The following is a 19,684-nucleotide window of genomic DNA, read 5'->3' as shown; positions in this document are numbered from 1 at the left end:
TTGGGCAATGTCAGATCATTAAGGAAGATTAGGATTTATATGGATGGATCCAAAAGATACTGCGTTGAAGTCTCAGGTTCTTATTTAGATCATTCAAAAGTAAAAGGAGTTTACGATACATGGAACACTTTGGATGATGCATTGGTATGTGCAAGAGGCATCTCCAAAATGTTCACATCCAAGTTTGGCGTCGTATCCATTGAAATAGGCACCAATGAAATTCGGAAAATTGATTAAAAACACGCAAGCATTTCGCAATTTTTAATTATGTCAACACACGACGAAACCAATCATAAGCGAGCTTGCCCGATATTTCATGCTCACCCTCGAATAGATCCAATTCCAAATTCTCTACAGCACCTAATAAGTGATAAATGCTTTGGAGCTTTTCATATGCCTCTTGGGTGGCGTGAACGGGGAAAATCGGATCTCGTGTTCCCGCTTCAATGAGCAAAGGCTTAGGGGCGATCAGACTAAGCAGATCAGGCATTTCCGCTACAAGTGACAACCCTGGGACGTAATTATCCACACAATGATGCATAGATAAAATACTCGCTTGGAAGGTGTTGGTGAACCCGCTTACAACAGCGGCAGAAATCCGATCATCTATCGCGGCTGCAAATGAGCAGACAAGACCTCCACCAGAAATGCCCATACATCCAATACGTTCCGCATCCACATCTTCACGTGTAAGTAAATAGTCCACACAACGCAATGTCTCAAAAACTCGATACCCCGCCATCGTCTGGCCTATTGCCAGGAGAAACGTAGATAACCTATGGCAGGAGTTCGCAGCCTTGGCATCCTCTTGAAGCTTGCGGTCTCCAAATCCAAACAATTCGGGCGCGATGGTAAGAAAACCTCGATTGACCAGCCCGACGGCAAAATCCTTTTGGTATCCTGGATTTCCCGTTTTTTTCGTGCCATCGGGGTTTAGACCTACGATATCCTTACTGCCGTATCCGTGACCATGGCAGGCGATAACTGCTCCAAGACGGCCTTTGCTTTCTTTAGGAATAAGGACATAGATGGGCATATAGAGTCGTGGATAAGTCTGAATTTGAATACGCTGACGGATATACGTTCCGCAGTCCTCCGATTCGAGCAGAACCGGTGAAAGACTGGGCACCTCAACGGGAAAACCGCCAAGCAGATCAACCAACTGTTTCCGTAAACGCCCTCTCCATTCCTCCCATTCCAGCTGCGAGTCCGCACGAAAGCTTTCAACGGGACGTACGCTTTCATATAAATCCTTAATATACTCATCCGGGTTCCACACCAAATATCCCTCCTACGATTTGTAATCGAATTCATACATCGAATAATTCGAGATCGTTACAAAAATACCTTCAAATTTTCAATGCATTGTCCTTAATGGCTGCTTTGACCTATCTTAACCTAAAACTTCTAAAAACAGAGTTAGTGGCTTACTCATTACTCATCATATTCCGGATATAAATTTCCTGTTGTTTGAGCATATAATCCGAAGCATTTCTCATCATCTCGGCAAAGAGCAGGCTTTCTTCCTCACCTAGATGCTTAACGAGACCAACGAACATATTGAGGCGGGCCTCATTAATACGTTGTATATGCTTTTTACCTTTATCTGAAAGCTGGATTCTGACAACTCGCCGATCGGCAGGATCGGCATGACGCTCGACAAGTTCCTGTGCTTCCAGACTGTTGATATGCTGCGATACCGTTGGCGAAGTGACATTCAGCTTTCCGCTTATTTCCGAAACCATCAAACCCGGACTGTCATCCTTGACATTCACACTGATGAAATAGAGAACCATTATCTCGCCTGGCTTTTGATTGTATACCGCACGATTCTGCATCATATTTCCACCAACCTGTGATTGGAAGTACGATTCCATTAACTGTTTTGCGATTTCCTTCTGCTCTTTAGACAATCCATTCACTCCTCGAATACGAATACATTGGAAACTACATAGCTTAGTAGATCGGTTCAGATGCAATGACGATAGATTGTTCTAAGACTCCATTACGGCTGCATATCGCGTTGCGATGGTGTAAAATACTTCCTTGGGCTCCCAAGGCATGTCGGGGTATGTCGCTCCCTGGCTTTCTTGCAGAACCCGCACGATCCCATAAGACGCTCGATCAAAATCGTGATTGGGGTCTTCGTCGTACGGCAAGTTGTGGCAAGCAAAGGTACACCAGAATGCTGTGTCGACTCCAGCTTCTTCGAAAATGTTGACGCTATCGTTGAAGTATCGGCTCTGTTCGGACTCATCACGCTCGTAGCTGCCTGTCAGACGAACGGCACGCGCACCGTCCCACTCGACGATGAACATGCCGCGTGCGCCCAGATCGTGTGCACCCTTGAAGGTCGTACATCCGAACTCGGAGATCACCAGAGGCTTATTTGAACTGGAGGCCAGCTTTTTGATTGAATCAGTATAGAGATGAGCAACCTCAGTAGAGTTGTAGGCGTCGACAGCGATAAAGTCAAAAGGTTCCCAGTTCACAGGTTCGATAGGCAGGGCCGCGTACGTGACACGACCCCCGAACTGTGCTCGGACTACGTCTACAGCACGAGCTAGGAAGTCGTTGAGAGGAGTCGCTAGTCTCGCGAACGCAGTACGGCTAACCGTCGGTTCGGACAGAGCCGCAATGCGCTCCGACAAAGTCTCGCCGGGCAAGAAGCCGCGGGTAAAGAGCATGAGTTCTGCACCCGTTACCATGACAACCTCAGCTCCTGTAACCCGGAGGCGTTCGGCGCGTTCGGCACAGTCCGCGAGCAAGGCAAGCAACTCTTCTTGGTCAAGATCGTTTGTGAACGGTGAGATCCATACCTCAAGGCCTGCTGCTACTGCCGCTTGCGCAGCGATCTCCAGACGATCGGGCTCGCCGCCTGTCACTCTTACGGCAGTGCAATGCAGGTCGCGCCGTATAATTTCCATCTCCCTGTACACTCTCGCCGCATCGAAGTTGGAGTGTGTGCTGGTTCCTTCACTTAGAAATCCCGTGTCATAGGTCAATCCACGCATGCGCATAATGAATAAACTCCTTTCGTTTTCAAAATACATAGTTCACCTAATTGTTTGATTACTAATTAAATAGTTTACCTAAGTATATGTGAATAAAAGTAGATAATCAACTAAATTGTTGCTTAAATACTGCCTTAAATTGCCCTTTAGCTTAATAACAACAAGGAGCAATTGCCACGGCATACTACTCCATCTTCAATAAATTAAATTAATAAAATGTTATGACCTCAACTTCAAGGACTTACGACATTCGTACAGATTTAATCTTTCTCAGTTTGATTGAAGACAGGGCATCCTCATTTAAGGCAGTAGGCAAATCACAGTTAGATCCCAACCCAAAGTCACCATAACGCTCCATGACCAATACGTCCCCGCATCGGTAAAATGTATGAGTAGGTCCCTTTTCTTTGGGGCTAATATAGTATCCATTTAGCCATACATCTTCAATCGGCTTATCAAACAACATCTGTATATTCAGTGCATTCCTGTGACATACATAACCCAATACTACTTGCCAATGACAAGAAATGAGAAAAGCACCTTGCAGGGAAGGTGCTAATCCTGTTTGACTATTTGTCATTGTGGCATAATCAGTTTTTTCAAAGCCGTTCTTGCGTGTTGTCCTTCTCCATCAGACCACCCATTTATTTTTCTAAAATCAGTGTTGTCTGTAATCTGATCTATGTTACCGATCAAGCGCTTATCTGCTAACAGCTTAATATCAGCATCGACAATTTGATTCGCAATAAGTCTAGCAACGACTGCACCATTCATCACTTTAAAGGGGCGATCATAGAAGTATGAAACGTCACTCGGAATCTTTTCTGTGACCTTAAGACCGTTGTGCATATGTGATAAATGTTTATAAGTATTATTAAATGCATGCTCACGTTCTCTCCATGTAATGGCCGTTTGCGCAGTCCAAAGATAAGGCAGTAATTGCTCACTACATTTCAATTGCTTGAATGCCGTACCCAACCATTTCGGATAAGGAGCATATTGACGCTCCATTAGAAAACAAAGGTTTATGATATCACGGACAAGGCGTGAAGCAATAATAGCAGAACCAAGTTCGTCGCCTATATAGCCTGAACGAAGCATTAGATGTTCTTCTTGACCGATGCGTTGCCAACTTGATGCCATTAGGTACAGCCAAACATCTTGAGGGTAATAATCGAGTTGATTTCGTAACTGGTATAGTAGTCGATGATCGTCCCTGTAAACTGCTCCCCTAGTTATCTCAAGAAGCGACTGCGAAGGAAACGTAAGCCAATCCACTGACTCTATGGGTCCATCTTGCTTAACAGCCAAGCAGCTTTCAATAAACCTTGGCACCGTTGTAATTACAGTCATTCGTACATCAACCGAGAAGCCATAAAACCGCTCCGGAGCTCGTCCCTGTAGAGATACTTGTATTTGATCGGAATACCCGATATCTTGTTCGTTAAGAAAAAGATATACCCGGGGTCCCCAATCGTGATCCGTTGACATTTCCGTATCATAACCCAGCACTTCACTGCCGGGCCCCAATAGAGCCGATGAATAGGACAAAAAAGGATAGGAGTCCGTCATGACAGACTCAACGACTTCCGTATGAAATCGACGACATAATTCTATTCCATTTAAAAAAGACATCTTCATTCCTCCACATCTGATGACCCAGACATCAGTTCTATGTAATTTACACATTACAACATAAATTAAAGGTAAATGTACAGTTATAAACTTTTATTATTCAACTATTCTGCTCGTCTTACGACTTAGCAACCGATAAACAACGGCCACAGTTGGGAACAGATTTCGAATTTCTTGGATATGCAGTTGTTGAACCAAGGCATGGGTGGAACTATTTTTAATGCGGCATCTCTGGATATCCATTTACTTTTACCTATTTCCCGCAATACCGATCTTCGTGATAACGCCCATATGGACGCAGAACATACACCAACAACGCAACACAGGTTCATTACCACACATGAGTAAGGTGGTCATTGAAGAGTGCAGCCCCTTTTCCACTGTACGCATAATTGATGGGCTAACCTTAGTTCCACATCTACCTTATAGTCTGTTGGGGTTTAAATAAAAAAATCCCCCTACGAAAGTAGGAGGAAAACAGTTTGAATAGGCCAGACAAAGCCTTGTCCCATCTACCGCGGTGAATGCCTATTATTTAGGATGCGCTGTAATCGTCGAAATAGTGAACTCCGTCGTGAGCGATATCATCCGGTGCGTTTCTTCGATTGGTGCTGAACCAAAGTTTATCCCCGTTGGCGATTCCGACGCCCTCTATCTCAAAAAGATTAGGGTATACTGCGGACGTAACACGGAATGACAGATTAGGATCTGCATATATGGTACCCGAGGCAGTAGAAATATTATGATAAACAAGTACAATGCTGATGTTTTGATATGTCAGCGGAACATATATGGTATCGTTTAAATAACCGAAACCCTGGTTTGCATACGAGGTGATGTTAGATACGGTACTGCCGTTAACCAGGGCATTTTCAGTATTTAGGTAGAATCCATTGGTTACATTAATTGTACCGCTGTTTGCAGTCAGAGGAAGTGAACCCCTGTAATAGGTTCGTCCGTTTTTGAGGAGAAAGTATATGTTGCTGGCGTCTTTGCTGGTAATTTTTACACCCGACATAGGCTTGTCTACATTATTGTATTTGATTGTGTAGTTACCAACTTTGTAGAATGTCGTTCCTTCATACTTCAGTTTCACGAGACTCATACTGCCAGAGTTCAAGGTAACGACGAACATATAATATTCTCCGTTAATTGAGCTGAGCACTACATCGTTGGCATGGCCGAGGTAGGTAGCGTAAGTTGTCCCATTATCACCGTTTGTCATGAGCGTAGTGGTTCCATCGCTTATTTTAGTTCTGTAAATGACTGCCTTAGTTTCATCACTGTTGATTTTTACGGAATAGACGTAGGTAGTTCCCACAGCAAATCCCTGTGCGATGGTACAATTATTTGCATTGTCGAGCGTTGCGACGGTGGTGTAGGTGTCGTAATATGCTGCATTGGCTGTGACGGGTATCATCATCGCTGTGCAGAGAAGAAGGACTACAAATAGGGTAAAACGTCTCCCGAGTCTCATCATGGATAAACTTTTTAGCATAACTAAACCTCCTCATTTATTTTGGACTTCCCGATGCTTATAGCTTGTAAAACTGCTTTTATCTTATCAACTTTAGATCTCCCTTGTTCAACAATTGTTGTGCTTTCTGGTTTCCAACAAATATTAAGTAATGAAGTGATCAGCACCGAAGCAGCCTTTTTAAATAAAGCGCTTTCAAAAGTAGGGATTTTATGGGCTTCTGTTCATGCGATCACTCCTTTTACTTTCGATTTCTATTTTTGCGATATATATCTCAACTAAATATTAACAAATTCACTGTCTATTGTAAACAAATATTATCTATTGTTATCTATTATTATCTAATGATATCTATTGTTATCGTTTCGATAAATTTAAATATAATTTCATTTATACCCAACAGTCATATATTGATTCTCATAGACATAACGACGAATGTCGTTCGTTTGTACAAAGAAAACCCGGATTCCACAACGAATCCAGGTTTTGATTATCTCGGCAGAATTTCAGTCATCAACCGCTTATTTATTTTCTCAACAAATCTGATGGCGCTTGTTACCGCCAGCTAAATTGTAATTGACCAAACTCTTTTTCACTTGCTACGGTTCGAAATGTATTGGAACCCTCAAATGGGTCAGCTATATACTGAAATGTTGTGAGGTTTGGGTCCAACGTGATTTGTTGTGTGATTCGATCCACCTCATGAGTCACACGTAAAAAGCCACCCGCTAGAGGTGGCTTGAACTTTAAATAGAGATACTATGGAGCTGCCATGTAAGTCTGTCCTCTTCCCTTCTCCAAACCTACTTATTCAAATGAAACCGAGCTATCACGCACACATTGACTCCATCGCTCCAGCTCATTCGTGCATACAAGCACATTCGGAAATCTAGCCCGAAAAGCCCTCATCGACGCTTCATCATCAATCGTCCAGGCGATCACCTGTATGCCCTTGCTTTCACATAATTGAACATAGTCCTCTGTTAAATATATGTATTTGACAGCTAAATATTTAGCCTTCAGCTGTTCCATTAGCGGGAAGATGGATGGTGTCGCTCCATAAATAACCAGACCCAGCTCTAATGCAAGCGCCAGCTCACGCATCCGCAAGATGGCATAATGATCGAACGAGGTTACAACCACTTGCTCTTCCATCCCAGATTGCTTGATGGCATCCCAGACAGCTCGTTCCATTCCTGGATACCAATCACCATTCTGCTTCAGCTCAATATCCACAATCGCTCGGCCTTTAGCCAATTGCAAGACATCCAGGAGGAGGGGTATTCGTTCACCATGACCCGCATCGAATTGCTGAAGCTCCTCCCAAGTGTAATCATACACCTTGCCAGTACCGTTGGTCGTGCGATTAATAGTAGGGTCATGAATAACAACAGGAATTCCATCCTTGGTCAGGTTAACATCCAGTTCAAGATAGCTGAAAGAGCGTTCGATCGCTGCACGAAAAGATGCCAGTGTATTCTCGGGAAACTTCCTCGGATCTCCACGATGTGCCAAACCTGGTATAATCATAACTAAAGGCACCTCCTATGCATGATAACAAAATTATACAGTCTTCCATACCATATCACCACAATCGATCTATCTGAAGTTATAATCTGTCTATAAGAGCTGCGTTTGTGAAAAGGCTCATGTACCGACGCTTAATAGCCAGCTCCTCCAGCTGTTTGATCCAGCAATCGCTTAAGCCTTCCCGGATAATCGGTAATGATACCGGACACACCATAATTAATAGCTTTGGCCATCAAGTTTTCATCGTTGATCGTATAAGGGTACACCTGCAGTCCTTGCTCTATAGCATCTCGGACATCTTCGTTGTCGAGTCGCTTGAAATTGGGATGGAGCGAATAGATCGGAACCTCTGCCGTAGCGGCCATCAAGGAATGTCGTACAGGATTGCAATCATAAAGAAGCCCGATCTTTACCTCCTCCTCCAGAAGCTTCAGAAACACGAGATTCTTATGATCGAATGACGATACCACTACATTCGCAATTCGGTTATTTCTTTTCATTAGCTCGATCAGAGCCGGCTCCAGCTTGCGTCCACGCGAGTCTTTAATCTCTATGTTGATCGTCACCTCGGGCGGAACCAGCTCAAACACTTCCTCCAGCAGCGGAATCTGCTCGCCTTCATATCTTTCATGAAACCAGGACCCGGCATCCGCCCGCTTCAATTCATCGACTGTCAGCTCGCAAATCGCTCCGCTCCTGTCGGATGTCCGATTGATAGTATGGTCATGGCAAACGACGATCTCACCATCCTTCGATAAATGTACGTCAAGCTCAATGGCGTCACAGCCCTGTTCAAGCCCCAGCCGGAAAGCGGCTAACGTATTTTCAGGTGCATCCCCAGCTGCTCCCCGATGGGCAATGGTTAGTATTCGTTTGTTATACATGCCAATTCTCCTTCTCTAATCGTCTAATTTCTTAGTTCCCTGTTACTTGAATGTTGAATTGGACATGGCGGTAATAATGTGCTTTTGTGCAAAAACAAACACGACAACAATCGGAATAATGACCGTGACGCTGGCTGCCATCAGCAGATGAAAAGACAAGGCTTCATTGCCCCCGATGGAATCACGCATCTTGGCAAGTCCGACCGTAAGCACGCGCATTTTATCCGAATTGGTCATAACCAGCGGCCAGAAGTAAGAATTCCAGCTGCCAATGAAGCTGATAACCAGCAAAGTAACTACCGTCGGCATCGCCATAGGTGCCAATACCTTGTACAGGATCTGCATCCGGTTTGCACCATCCATTTTTGAGGCCTCAATGACATCATTATTGATAGAACGAAACATTTGGCGAAGCAGGAAGATTCCGTAGGCCGAGGCGGCATGTGGAATAATAAGCGCATAATAGGTATCAAGCCAGCCAATCTTGGACAGCATTACGTATACAGGCACGAATACAACCTGGTCGGGCACGATCAAGGCAGCCAGAACAAGAAGAAACAGCTTGTCTCTGCCGATAAAGCTTCCTTTGGCAAATGCATACGCGGCCATCAAGGCCACATTGATCTGCAGCACCACGATGCCGACTGTCTGGATGATCGTGTTTAAGGAAAAACGGGCGAACGGAATCTTATCAAACACGTTCAAGAAATTGCTCCACATGAATTTCTCCGGCCAGAAGGTAGGTACGGCCAGCCTTAATTCCTCAGGAGACTTCAATGCTGTGACCCCCATCCAATAGATGGGAAAGAACATAAATAAGGTAACGATAACGGCAGCGATGATACGGGCAGATACGAACACCGAGCTTTTCATGTGATGGACAACCTACCCTTCGTAATGGACTTTTTTTCTGGAAACATACATCTGAACGATCGTCAGAAGTACAATGATAATGAAGAAGATAATAACGAGCGCAGAGGCTCTGCCCGTCCTGAATTCACCAAACGCCATTTCGTAGATCCAGAATACCATGGCCTTCGTTGCATCCAACGGACCTCCGTTCGTCATAACGTCGACGGATTGGAAAACTTGCATGGAGGAGATAAAGTTGGTAATAAACAGAAACAGAGTAGTCGGTGACAGGAGCGGAAGGGTAATGCTCCAGAACTGGTGCCACTTGGTCGCTCCGTCGATACTTGACGCTTCATAGTAATCCAGAGGCACGCCTCGAAGACCGGCGATAAAGATGATCATCGTAAAGCCGACTCCTTTCCAGACGGAAACAACTATCAGTGCCCATAACGCCGTTTTCGGATTCATCAGCCAAAGAACGGGCTCGATTCCCATGTTGCCCAGCAATTTATTCAATACGCCGAACTGGCCGTTAAATATCCATAGGAAGATCATCGCAACGATAACCATTGAAATATAATGCGGCATGAAAATCAGGGAGCGCATGAAACTAAAAAACTTTGATGAATGATTAAACAGCAACGCGAGCAGCAAGCCAATCGATAGCGTAAGGGTCACGTCCAAAACCGTATACGTAAACGTAATTTTCAGAACCTTGTAAAAGGTATCACTCGTCAGCAAATACGTGTAGTTATCGAATCCGATAAACTTCTTGATAGGATTCGTCATATTCCAGCTTGTGAAGCTCAAATAAAAAGAGTTGATCAAAGGATAATAAACAAATATTAATAAACATAGCAAAGCTGGCAAAGCAAAGGAAAAATCCTTCATGCCTTCCATCCAACGAAATCGGGATCGCTTGCTCTGTGTGCTGATAGACAGCGATTCTGAACTTGCCCGACGATTGGTCATCGTCTTCATGGCGACTCCCCTCTCATTTGCAGAATTGACAGCCAAGCAAGCCTGTCCAAGCACTTGCATTGACCGATATGATTGCTTAATGAATTCTTTATTGATAATCCTTCAAGATATCGTTCATCCCTTTAACTGCATCTTTCAGAAGAGGCACCGGATCCGCATTCTCCAACAACATCTTGCCAACGATATCCAAATATTTCTTGCTAAACTCCGGATATGCAGGGTGCTGCGGCCGCCCTACTATGTTATCGAAGTTGTCGAATAGCACTTTATATTGAGGATATTTCTCAAAAAACTTTTTGCCTTCCTCGGTGTTGATGACCGATTTGTGAGTCGGCAAATATCCAGTTCCATCTGCCCATCTGATATTGTTCTCCTTGTCTGTCAAAAACTTAACAAACTTCCAGGCTGCCTCTTTCTGCTTCTCAGGGGCTTTATCCATAATTACGATGCCCGCCCCACCGATATGGGCCTTCCGCTCTTTATCACCCGGAAGAAACGACATGCCCACTTCAAACTTCGCATTATCGAGATAGGTCGCTTTCAAGGTTGCAGACGAATGCTCGACCATAGCGACCTTCTGATCAAGGAACATTTGCCGCATATTATCGGAAGCTCCTGGTCCGTATCCCATTTGCACAGAGCCTTCCTGCGTCCATTTGCGGAAATTCTCGATCCATCTCCAGCTCTCCGGCTGGTCAAAGCCTACCTTTTTCTTGTCCGCCGTAAGAATAGTACCTCCGCCGTTGGTAATCCATGGATCGAAGTACCATGTATCCCAACCGGGCACCGAAAAGGCATATCGGGTTGTTTTGCCGTTTTCCTTGATCGTTACCTTCTTATTGAAATCTTCGATTTCCGACCACGTTTGAGGAGGTTTGACCCCGATCTTATCAAGCATCGTCTTATTGTATATGAACACACTTGAACTGACGATCAATGGAAAGCCATACTGCTTGTTGTTGTATCCGTAAGCTTGAAGCATCCCTTTGGAAAAATCGTTCAGGTCGATCTGATCGCGCTTGATGAAAGAAGTCAGGTCCGTGAACACCCCACCCTCTGCAAAGTTAGGAAGGGAAGCCACTTCCACATTCGTAACAGCGGGTACAGAGTTTGCGGCTACGGCTGCCTGCAGTTTTTTGTGCAGATCGGGATATCCGCCTTGGAACACCTGCTCTACCGTAATATACGGATATTTCTTCTTGAACTCTTCAATCATCGTGTTGACTATAGGCATTTGCTTCTCAGCATGGGAATGCCAGTATTGAATCGTGATGGGCGTTGTGTCCTCTGCAACGGGCTTGGTTGCTGCAGCGGGTTCGGATCCTTGGGAACAACCGTTAAGCAGTGTCGCCGTCATGGCTGCTACAGACAACACAGCTGTCATTTTTTTTAATTTCATAGTTTAAGAATACCCCTCTCATTTTTGTCCAGCATAAGATTGCATTTTGAAGATTCCCTTATTGATGAACGTATGCAAAAAGACCAAGAAAATACAGAAAAGACAATAGAATGGATCGTATGCAAACATACGATTTCTTTGTCTCTTGGGTAATCTCATGGTCTCCGTAACCCAGAGTGATTTAATTATAATTGGCAATTAAAGCGTTTTCATTAAGATAATTTTATTATACCTTATGTCACTTTTCCATTCAAATATTATTTTGAATCCAAGATCAATGCAGCACGTCCTTATAATAGATACTTGCCTGCTTGCTAGTATCCGTTGTAGAAACATAGGAAGCAAAGCCGAATGACAAGCGTGCATAGCCCGGGGTGCTAGGATTTGGGATTTGGATTGCCATGCCTTCGGGTTCTCTATACAGCAACGAATATCCGGCTTTTGTAAGCCCCCGATTCACTAAAGCTCCCGTGTTGAAGTCATATATGCTAATGTAAGTATTGCCGTTAGGAGCTACTGAGTTCCCATTCCCATATGCTGTGCCTTCCAACAAATAAGCATAATTTCCATAGGACGTATAACCTTGGAACGAAGTAACCGTTGTATCCACAGCTGGCATATTTATCGTAGACCGCACAACATAGTTTCCTAACTTCACTTGCGCCAGATCAAACAAGCTGAGCTTATAATTCCCATCGGTTGCTTTATACCGCGAAACCAAATAGCCATTCTTCATGTCAATGCTGACTGTTGCATTGGTGGATCCAGGAACGAGCGTATGCTTCTGAAGCCACGGGGTATTAGGCGTTACTACCGCACCATCCGTGAAAGGAAATCTGGCGATCTTCGTCCCCCTTGCTCCATTCACACTATCAGGCACACCGTCCGTCTCTGTCCACAGATAAGCAACTGGCTGTCCACTCTGCCCAATGCCTGGCTCCACACCGATGGACACCCCGTGTCCGGCTCCTAACACATACATATAGCTGATAATGTTGCCTGCGAAATCGAGCTTGGTGATGCATAAATCCCCATTCGTTTTTCTAACCGCAGCAGTGGGGGCCGACGACTCGCCCGGCAGTTGAAGGCCACCGCCAATTAATTGCACCGTGTAAATATGTTGATTGACATTATCGTAGCCAAAAGACTGCAAGACTGTGCTGCGTTGTAGATTTTTTTTAAGAATTGATGGATCCGAGCTATCTGACAAATCAAATACCTGAGTTACCGGAAGCGGATCTGCTAAAACTTGTTGATTCGGTGGCAAAATTGGAATCAGCATCAAGGCTGCCAGCAAAACTGCACATATTTGTACAGCCAAACGACGTTTAAATATCGTACCCTTTCGTTCTCTCAATTGCGGCATTAACGTTTTCAATTAACAACACCTCCGAATTAGTATAAATTTCATCATTCCATTCTCCTGAAGCACAGTAAAAACTGTCTTTCCAGCGGTATTTTCACCTCACCTTCCTGAAAGCCTGCCAATGCTATAGTCTAAAAATCCCGCTTCATCAAGTGATGAAAGAGATTTATGGCGGCATAGAGGTTACAACAGGTTGCAATAGCACCTTCCCTGCCAGCTCCCCTTTTGACAGAGTAGCTTCGTAAGTGGGCATATCCTTGGGGGATTCGGCATGGGGCTCGACTCGGATTACCATAGTGACGATGTACCTGCCGATACAGCCAAAGCCCCAGCTCTCAAAGCATCATCGATTTCCTCTTGGTGGACGACAAGCCCTCCCGCTATAATTGGAAGCGGTGTCATATTCGTTATTTCTCGTATAACTCTGGGCATAACCCCCGGCATGACCTCGATAGCATCAGGCATGCTTTGCTCGACTGCCCGCATCCCCCTCGCTACCGCACTCCGATCAATTAGGAATATACGCTGAATAGCCATAAGCTGATGTTCCTTGGCAATCCGGATAAGGTTGCTTTTCGTGGAAATAATGCCTGTCGGTTGAACATGCTTAGCCATGTAAGTAACACCGCTGCGATCAGCGGCAATTCCTTCGATAAATTCCATATGAATAAAAACATGCTTCCCTGCGGCTTTAATCCGGTCTACCAGTTCTTTGATGTTAAAAATGGATCCGGTTAATAAAAAAACGATATTAACCTCTCCTGACAAGGCTCTTTCCATATCTTCCTCTTTTTGAACCGCAGCTATTGTTTGGTGCTCTACCAAATCGACGATCGGATACATGTGATGCCCCCCTCAGCTAGATAGTGACATCATTCATTATACCATTTACTTATAATTACAGTTTGGGGACTATACTTATAAATAAATGATATCCTTGATACTTGGAATAATATATTTAGGGCGGCAAACGTCATTTTGTGCCATTTCTCTAGTGCTGATGCCTGTCAGTACAAGCACAGAGGACATACCCGCATCATTCCCCATTTTGATATCTGTTTCCAGTCGGTCTCCGATCATAAAACAGTTGCTTGAATCAAGTCCGATATGCTGTAAGGCTGCCTCCGCCGCAATGGGTGAAGGCTTCCCAACAACTAGATCAACGGGTCTGCCTGTGGCTGCTTCCAATGCTGCAATAAAGGTTCCTGTATCCGGCAATGTTCCATCTTCAAGCGGACAGGTCGAGTCCGGATTCGAGGCAATGACAATTGCTCCGCGTAGAACCGCCTGATAAACAAAATTAAGCGTGTCATAGTTAAAGCTCCGATCCCATGATAGAACGACGTAATCCGTTTTGTGCCCTTCAACCGTCAACGGGACTCCGTGCAGCCGCAGCTCTTCACATATCGGTTCTTCACCAACAACGTACACATGTTGTCCTTGTTTTAGATGCTTCTGCAGGTACCTCGCTACGATCAACGATGAATTCAGCACATCGTGGATAGAGGTCGGTATGCCCATTCTCGTCAGTTTTTCCGCATAAGAGATTCTTGGTGCAATCGGTTTATTGGATAGAAATACAACCTTATCACCTCTAGCCCTCAGTTGGCTGATAGCCAAAGCTGCCCCTTCAATCATGGTGTCACCTAAGTAAACCGTTCCATCCAAGTCAAAAATGTAACCTTTCAAATCAAATCCTCACTCTCCCGGTAAAACAAGAAAACCCTTATCCGCAGTAAACAGATCCCGCCAGCAGCGGAAAATGTTTACGGATAAGGGTACTCGTTTACTCAACCTTTTACCGTATTTATTATTGATTTGAATTATAGAGGAAAGTTTAACTTGTTGTCAATCATTCTTTTTGTTGATAAATCTGAGCCTACAGACCTCTAATCCGAGCCCTATCAGCAAAGTCCTGATGACGTTGCGACTTGGACTTTCTAAGGTTTATTTTTGTCAAATTGTATAGACCTTGCAATACATATGCGTGTCTTGTCAGCTAAGACAGATTCATCGGTCCGATTCGTTCGGCAAGCTTGTCGAGCGACTGGTTCATCCCCAGGAGCGCATACTTCAACATCTCTCCCGGCGTCCAGCCATATTCCGTTATCTTAAGTTCCGTCCGCTCGCCTATTGAGGAAAACTCGATTACAAATTCAACATTGCTGGGAAAATCCGATGGGAGCCCTGCCTCTGCCGGATCGATGTAATTGCCGTTTGCATCGCTTAAATACTGGTTGAACTCTAGCCGTTCCAATGGCTTGATTACTTTGTAGATACCTGCAGAGTACGACTCCTGACCGCCATGTGAATCAGGTGCACGCATGCAGAATAGAAACTTTCCTCCTTCTCGAAAATCGATTTCACACCGTGGAGACGTATAATGAGCAGGTCCCCACCACTGCATCACTAGTGATGGATTCGTCCATGCCTTCCACACCAATTCCACCGAAAAATCGAAAACACGTGTAATTACGACATCTTGCTTATTAAGGCTCATCGTCAATCTCCTTTTCATGGTTTTTGAGCATGTTCTCCATCTCATTTTTCAGAACGGCATCCAAAGCATCCATGCGTCTGTTCCACCTTTGCTTGACATGATTGGACCATTCATCAAGCTTAAACAAGACCATGGGAGTCAGCCGATAGATACGTTGCTGCGCTTTTTTCTCCACGCTGATTAGATTAGCTTTGAGAAGAATTTTCAGGTGTTGAGAGATCGCCTGAGGACTGACTGGGAATTGCGCGTGGATGAAGGATGCGGGGCATTCTTCGTGTTCGGCAAGCAATTCAATTATTTTCCTTCGGGTAGGATCAGCAAGCGCTGAAAAAATATCGACCGGCATTTATTTCTCACCTCATTTCTCGACCTCGCTTTGGTATTTGTCTCGTGATAATTTGAATTTAACAAAATCAGCCAGAATTCCCCGACTTCCAACGACAATGTCCTCAAACTGCTGTCGTTAAGTCGGGGATGAATAGCATTTATCTTGTAGCAAAAGGATTAGATCTCTTCTAAAATAGGAATATATGTTCTCATTCATTTCCAGAGAAGGAAGTGAAACCCGCATGATTCGCTGTATAAAAACAGAATTCCGAACGACACAAGAGAATCTAAATCGACTGTTTGCATGCAATCGAATATCCGCAGAAATATGGAACGAATGTCTGACCCACGCTAGAAATTATGCACGCCAACACGAGGGGAAATGGATCAGCCAATCGTAGTTGCAATCCGAACTGAAAGGGCAATTCCCCCTGCACTCTCAGTCGGTCCAAGCGGTATGCCATAAGTACTTATTCTCGCGGGATAGCGCACAACAAGCGAGAAAACAAGGACTGAACCCTAAATACCCCTACAAGAAGAAGAGCCATTTCAACACGAAATGGGTGGACAAAGCTTTCCAGATCGAGGGGAATACCCTACAACTCAGTTTAGGGGTATGGAAGGGAAAAAGACAGCAAGCCATCCGGATTACAGTGTCTCGCCTGCCTGCTGCAGAGATCAAAGAAATCGAACTCGTTTTTGATCGAAAACTCATGATTTCAATGAGTTACGATGATGGAAACGTAGCTAAGGTAGTGAACCAAAAGTTATCCAATTGGAGCTTTGGCAAGATCCAGAAGCAAATCCGATACAAGTTTGAAGCCTATGGAATCCGCGTGAAAACGATCGATGAAAGCTATACGAGCCAACAATGCCCTTGTTGCGGTAGACGGAACAAGACGTCTACAAGAAATTACAAATGTGGGTGCGGCTATAAGGAGCATCGGGATGTCCATGGGAGTAAAGGGATCTTATCCAAGCATCTGTATGGAGAGATCCGACATTTGGGAGAAACCCCGGAGATCAAGTATCTACGGATAGCCTAAAGCTAGAAGTAGTAGATGGTGAGGTACCCACCTACTTGCGAAAGTGTTGCTTACGATAGCTTGCTGTCAACGTTTCCGCTATCAGGGTAGTGAAAGACAGCAGCCAACCTGCTGTTTTGTAGAAAGTTACGGTAAGTAGTAGTAAGAAACTCCTGCCTCTAAGCAAAACGTAGGCAGGGGAGGTTCATGATGGAGATTATTCGAAAAGGGAAAGAGATCGGCTACAGTAAATTGGCCAGATAAATTGAGGGCTAGTAGAATAAAGCCAATAGACAAGGAGCGAAACTACTATGCCCAAAGAAAGACGTATATTCACAGCCGAATTCAAGAGCAAGATGGTTCGGTTATATGAAAGCGGAAAATCACGAAGAAGTATAAGGTTTTTAAAACGGAATTCGCTAATCATGCTCATTGCTTAAACTCTGAACAGCTAGCGTTGAAATTAAGTGATTATGTTCACTGGTTTAGCCACATATTCAAAAAAAGAAAGAGCACCCATTTCACTAAGCAAGAGGTTTATCTCACGTTTTTCGATATGACGACTTTTCCTCGTTTCGGCAACTCTTCGCTTTTGCGATACGCCTGAAGCAGGCCTTCAGCAGTAAAGGGATAGGCCTCATCGATATGGATTCTCAATTTATTCTCTTTCATATGGCGAACAATAGATTCAAAGTCGGTACGGTTAGGTCTTGCCTGGAAGAAACATGCGTCAATGTCGCGAACCTTCGGATATTGATTGATCGCGAATGCCACCACTGAAATATAGGTTCCACCATTCTTGATGACCGAGTAATTCTTCTTTCCGATTTCTCCTGGTAACCCGGTACCGAAAGTGGATGGGTCCATAGCGGAATCCACTACGATATCAACAGGATCTGTTATTTGGGTGGCAAAGTCGACTTTCGTGTAATCGAACACCTCGTCCGCACCGAGTCCTTTGACGAAATCATGATTATAGTCCCTCGCGGTTGCGATAACATACGCTCCATGCTGCTTGGCCAACTGGACCGCCGCATGTCCCACGCCTCCGGCGCCTGCTTGAACAAGGATGCGTTGCCCTGATTGAAGACGGCCATGCTCAAACAGCGCTTGCCAAGCTGTCAAGGCAACCGTAGGCGCGGCGCCTGCCTCTTCGAAGGTAAGACTCTCAGGGATAACCGCAAGAAGATCTTCCTCCGCCGCAACATAGTCCATGTAGGAACCCCTATCAACCATGCCCATGACACGATCCCCCGGCTTGAAGTGACGCACTTTTTCGCCAACCTTCTTTACGATGCCGGCTACTTCATTACCAAGAACAAACGGTAATTGAAGTTGAGCCCGAAATTTATCGGCCATCGGACTTTGAAGAATCGCGCCGCTGCGAAATAGAATATCTGCGGGATTGATGGAAGAGGCGTGCATTTCGATGAGAACCTGTGTGTCGGTGAGTGCGGGGACCGGCACTTCCAGTTCCTCTAGTACTTCCGGTATTCCAAAACTTGTCAAAACGATAGCTTTCATGACTTATCCTCCCTCTTAAATTGAACATACGTTGATTTTTTAACTGCAGCTATTTCTACTGTGTTAACTGGGTCAAATCCTTGGCATGATCCGATAATTGCTTTCCCAGTGGGAGGTAATATCAACCGTTTTGCCGTCCTTTGTGGAGCCGATGATGATGTCATCGTCGAACAGATAGCTTTTTATGAAACACCTCATGCAATAACATGATTTCTGCTTTTTGGCTGACGGCATGGTTCCCAAGCTTTACATCAATTATAAAGTCATTGCTTAACATCTGGCGGTATATGGAAATAATATCCTTTTCAGGAAATTCACTCATTGACTTCGTTTCGGGCGGGATTACCGGGATTCCGGCTTGTTCAACCAGGCGAATATTTTGTTTAATATCTGCAGCGATCTTGCTTAGAGTGCTTTCACTTCTTGCTGTCTCTATATCCACCAGTCCGTCATACGTATAGAAATGCTTGTTGACTATAGCGAGTGCAGCATGCGAAACATGGAATGCTTGAATATTTTTTTGTATTTCATAATGCAAATCCGCTGATTCGAATATTTTGGCAAGCTCTTTCACTCTTTCGGTCGTTTGTCCATTTATTTCACCAAAAATGGTTCCTTGATGTTTTTCGGAACCGAATTGAGCGTATAGAACATCTTCTTTGATGTCTCCACCGGCGCCCGGGAATCCCGGAAGTAAGCGATCACCCACGATTTCAAGCCAAGAGTCATATCCAATGGTATTGGTAAAGGTGACGATGGTCTTGCTCCGATTATGCTTGATCGCAGACAGGGCAGATTCGACCTGATCATATCGTACTGGAACAAAGATAAAATCATAAATGTCGTCGTTATCAAGCTTTTCTATCGTCTTGATAGATATTTGCTTTATCGTTCCATTATCGTTGTATTTCAGGCCGTCCCTTTTCAGCGCCTCCAGTCTCTTTCCTCGTGCCAGTATAGTGACGTCCAGTCCCGACTGTGCTAATCGGAGTGCATATACACTGCCAATCACGCCGGCGCCAAATATCAAAAGTTTATGTGGTTTGGTGTTCAATATGATCCTTCCTTCCATAGAATTAGTCACAGATTGTTTAAGCAACATCTGTTTGATAAGATAATAATATCGCAAGCTTATGATTTCAACCGGCAGAATTAGATGAAAGTTGCATA

At 44.5% G+C, this 19,684-nt stretch carries 20 protein-coding genes; 3 read left to right on the top strand and 17 right to left on the bottom strand.

What is annotated here, in order from left to right; all coding sequences use genetic code 11:
• Positions 1-265 precede the first annotated feature (265 nt).
• From NST47_RS11270 to NST47_RS11250, 5 genes are all read right to left on the bottom strand, one after another.
• Positions 266-1,279, bottom strand: a complete 1,014-nt coding sequence (locus tag NST47_RS11270) for an alpha/beta hydrolase family protein (RefSeq protein WP_341155223.1) — start codon at positions 1,277-1,279, stop codon at positions 266-268.
• A gap of 148 nt (positions 1,280-1,427) precedes the next feature.
• Entirely contained in the window at positions 1,428-1,913 is a 486-nt protein-coding gene (locus NST47_RS11265) for a MarR family winged helix-turn-helix transcriptional regulator (protein WP_341155222.1), read from the bottom strand.
• An 81-nt stretch (positions 1,914-1,994) separates the two neighbouring features.
• Entirely contained in the window at positions 1,995-3,020 is a 1,026-nt protein-coding gene (locus tag NST47_RS11260; RefSeq protein ID WP_341155221.1) for a hypothetical protein, read from the bottom strand.
• Positions 3,021-3,590: 570 nt separating this feature from the next.
• Positions 3,591-4,649, bottom strand: a complete 1,059-nt coding sequence (locus NST47_RS11255; RefSeq protein ID WP_341155220.1) for a DUF4037 domain-containing protein — start codon at positions 4,647-4,649, stop codon at positions 3,591-3,593.
• Between the two features lie 535 nt (positions 4,650-5,184).
• The gene (locus NST47_RS11250) at positions 5,185-6,147 is read right to left on the bottom strand and encodes a hypothetical protein (RefSeq protein ID WP_341155219.1); all 963 of its coding nucleotides are present in this window, start codon (positions 6,145-6,147) and stop codon (positions 5,185-5,187) included.
• A 21-nt stretch (positions 6,148-6,168) separates the two neighbouring features.
• On the opposite strand from NST47_RS11250, the gene NST47_RS11245 reads away from it, so the two are divergent.
• Positions 6,169-6,408 carry a hypothetical protein gene (locus NST47_RS11245; protein WP_341155218.1) on the top strand — a complete coding sequence of 80 codons (240 nt, stop codon included), beginning with the start codon at positions 6,169-6,171 and terminating at the stop codon, positions 6,406-6,408.
• A gap of 525 nt (positions 6,409-6,933) precedes the next feature.
• Here NST47_RS11245 and NST47_RS11240 read toward each other — a convergent pair.
• The 10 genes from NST47_RS11240 to NST47_RS11195 all read right to left on the bottom strand — a co-directional run bounded on the left by NST47_RS11240 (position 6,934) and on the right by NST47_RS11195 (position 15,984).
• On the bottom strand, positions 6,934-7,656 hold the full coding sequence (locus NST47_RS11240; RefSeq protein WP_341155217.1) for a glycerophosphodiester phosphodiesterase: 723 nt from the start codon (positions 7,654-7,656) through the stop codon (positions 6,934-6,936).
• A 131-nt stretch (positions 7,657-7,787) separates the two neighbouring features.
• On the bottom strand, positions 7,788-8,540 hold the full coding sequence (locus NST47_RS11235; RefSeq protein ID WP_341155216.1) for a glycerophosphodiester phosphodiesterase: 753 nt from the start codon (positions 8,538-8,540) through the stop codon (positions 7,788-7,790).
• Between the two features lie 42 nt (positions 8,541-8,582).
• Positions 8,583-9,413, bottom strand: coding sequence for a carbohydrate ABC transporter permease (locus tag NST47_RS11230; RefSeq protein WP_341155215.1), 831 nt, complete (start codon positions 9,411-9,413; stop codon positions 8,583-8,585).
• A 12-nt stretch (positions 9,414-9,425) separates the two neighbouring features.
• Entirely contained in the window at positions 9,426-10,373 is a 948-nt protein-coding gene (locus NST47_RS11225; RefSeq protein WP_341155214.1) for a carbohydrate ABC transporter permease, read from the bottom strand.
• Between the two features lie 88 nt (positions 10,374-10,461).
• Entirely contained in the window at positions 10,462-11,772 is a 1,311-nt protein-coding gene (locus NST47_RS11220; RefSeq protein WP_341155213.1) for an ABC transporter substrate-binding protein, read from the bottom strand.
• Between the two features lie 274 nt (positions 11,773-12,046).
• Positions 12,047-13,150 (bottom strand): phage baseplate protein, encoded by a 1,104-nt coding sequence (locus NST47_RS11215; RefSeq protein WP_341155212.1) that lies wholly within the window; start codon positions 13,148-13,150, stop codon positions 12,047-12,049.
• 276 nt (positions 13,151-13,426) lie between these two features.
• A complete protein-coding gene (locus tag NST47_RS11210) occupies positions 13,427-13,981 on the bottom strand; it encodes a glycerol-3-phosphate responsive antiterminator (protein ID WP_341155211.1) in 555 nt (184 codons plus the stop codon).
• A 75-nt stretch (positions 13,982-14,056) separates the two neighbouring features.
• Positions 14,057-14,827, bottom strand: a complete 771-nt coding sequence (locus NST47_RS11205; protein WP_341155210.1) for an HAD-IIA family hydrolase — start codon at positions 14,825-14,827, stop codon at positions 14,057-14,059.
• A 310-nt stretch (positions 14,828-15,137) separates the two neighbouring features.
• Positions 15,138-15,656, bottom strand: a complete 519-nt coding sequence (locus NST47_RS11200) for an SRPBCC family protein (protein WP_341155209.1) — start codon at positions 15,654-15,656, stop codon at positions 15,138-15,140.
• The gene (locus NST47_RS11195) at positions 15,628-15,984 is read right to left on the bottom strand and encodes an ArsR/SmtB family transcription factor (protein WP_341155208.1); all 357 of its coding nucleotides are present in this window, start codon (positions 15,982-15,984) and stop codon (positions 15,628-15,630) included. Before NST47_RS11195 ends, NST47_RS11200 begins: the two co-directional genes overlap by 29 nt.
• Positions 15,985-16,366: 382 nt before the next feature.
• On the opposite strand from NST47_RS11195, the gene NST47_RS11190 reads away from it, so the two are divergent.
• A complete protein-coding gene (locus NST47_RS11190; RefSeq protein WP_341155207.1) occupies positions 16,367-17,011 on the top strand; it encodes a transposase in 645 nt (214 codons plus the stop codon).
• A 361-nt stretch (positions 17,012-17,372) separates the two neighbouring features.
• Positions 17,373-17,597, top strand: a complete 225-nt coding sequence (locus NST47_RS37175) for an IS3 family transposase (RefSeq protein WP_445667456.1) — start codon at positions 17,373-17,375, stop codon at positions 17,595-17,597.
• Here the strand turns inward: NST47_RS37175 and NST47_RS11185 are convergent.
• A complete protein-coding gene (locus NST47_RS11185) occupies positions 17,528-18,514 on the bottom strand; it encodes an NADP-dependent oxidoreductase (protein ID WP_341155206.1) in 987 nt (328 codons plus the stop codon). The two genes, NST47_RS37175 and NST47_RS11185, sit on opposite strands and share 70 nt — an antisense overlap.
• A 160-nt stretch (positions 18,515-18,674) precedes the next feature.
• Positions 18,675-19,616 (bottom strand): ketopantoate reductase family protein, encoded by a 942-nt coding sequence (locus NST47_RS11180; RefSeq protein ID WP_341155205.1) that lies wholly within the window; start codon positions 19,614-19,616, stop codon positions 18,675-18,677.
• Between the last annotated feature and the right edge of the window lie 68 nt (positions 19,617-19,684).

It is taken from the genome of Paenibacillus sp. FSL H8-0034, from assembly GCF_038000305.1.
Lineage (GTDB): Bacteria > Bacillota > Bacilli > Paenibacillales > NBRC-103111 > Paenibacillus_S.
This window is presented reverse-complemented; position numbering and strand designations above follow the sequence as displayed.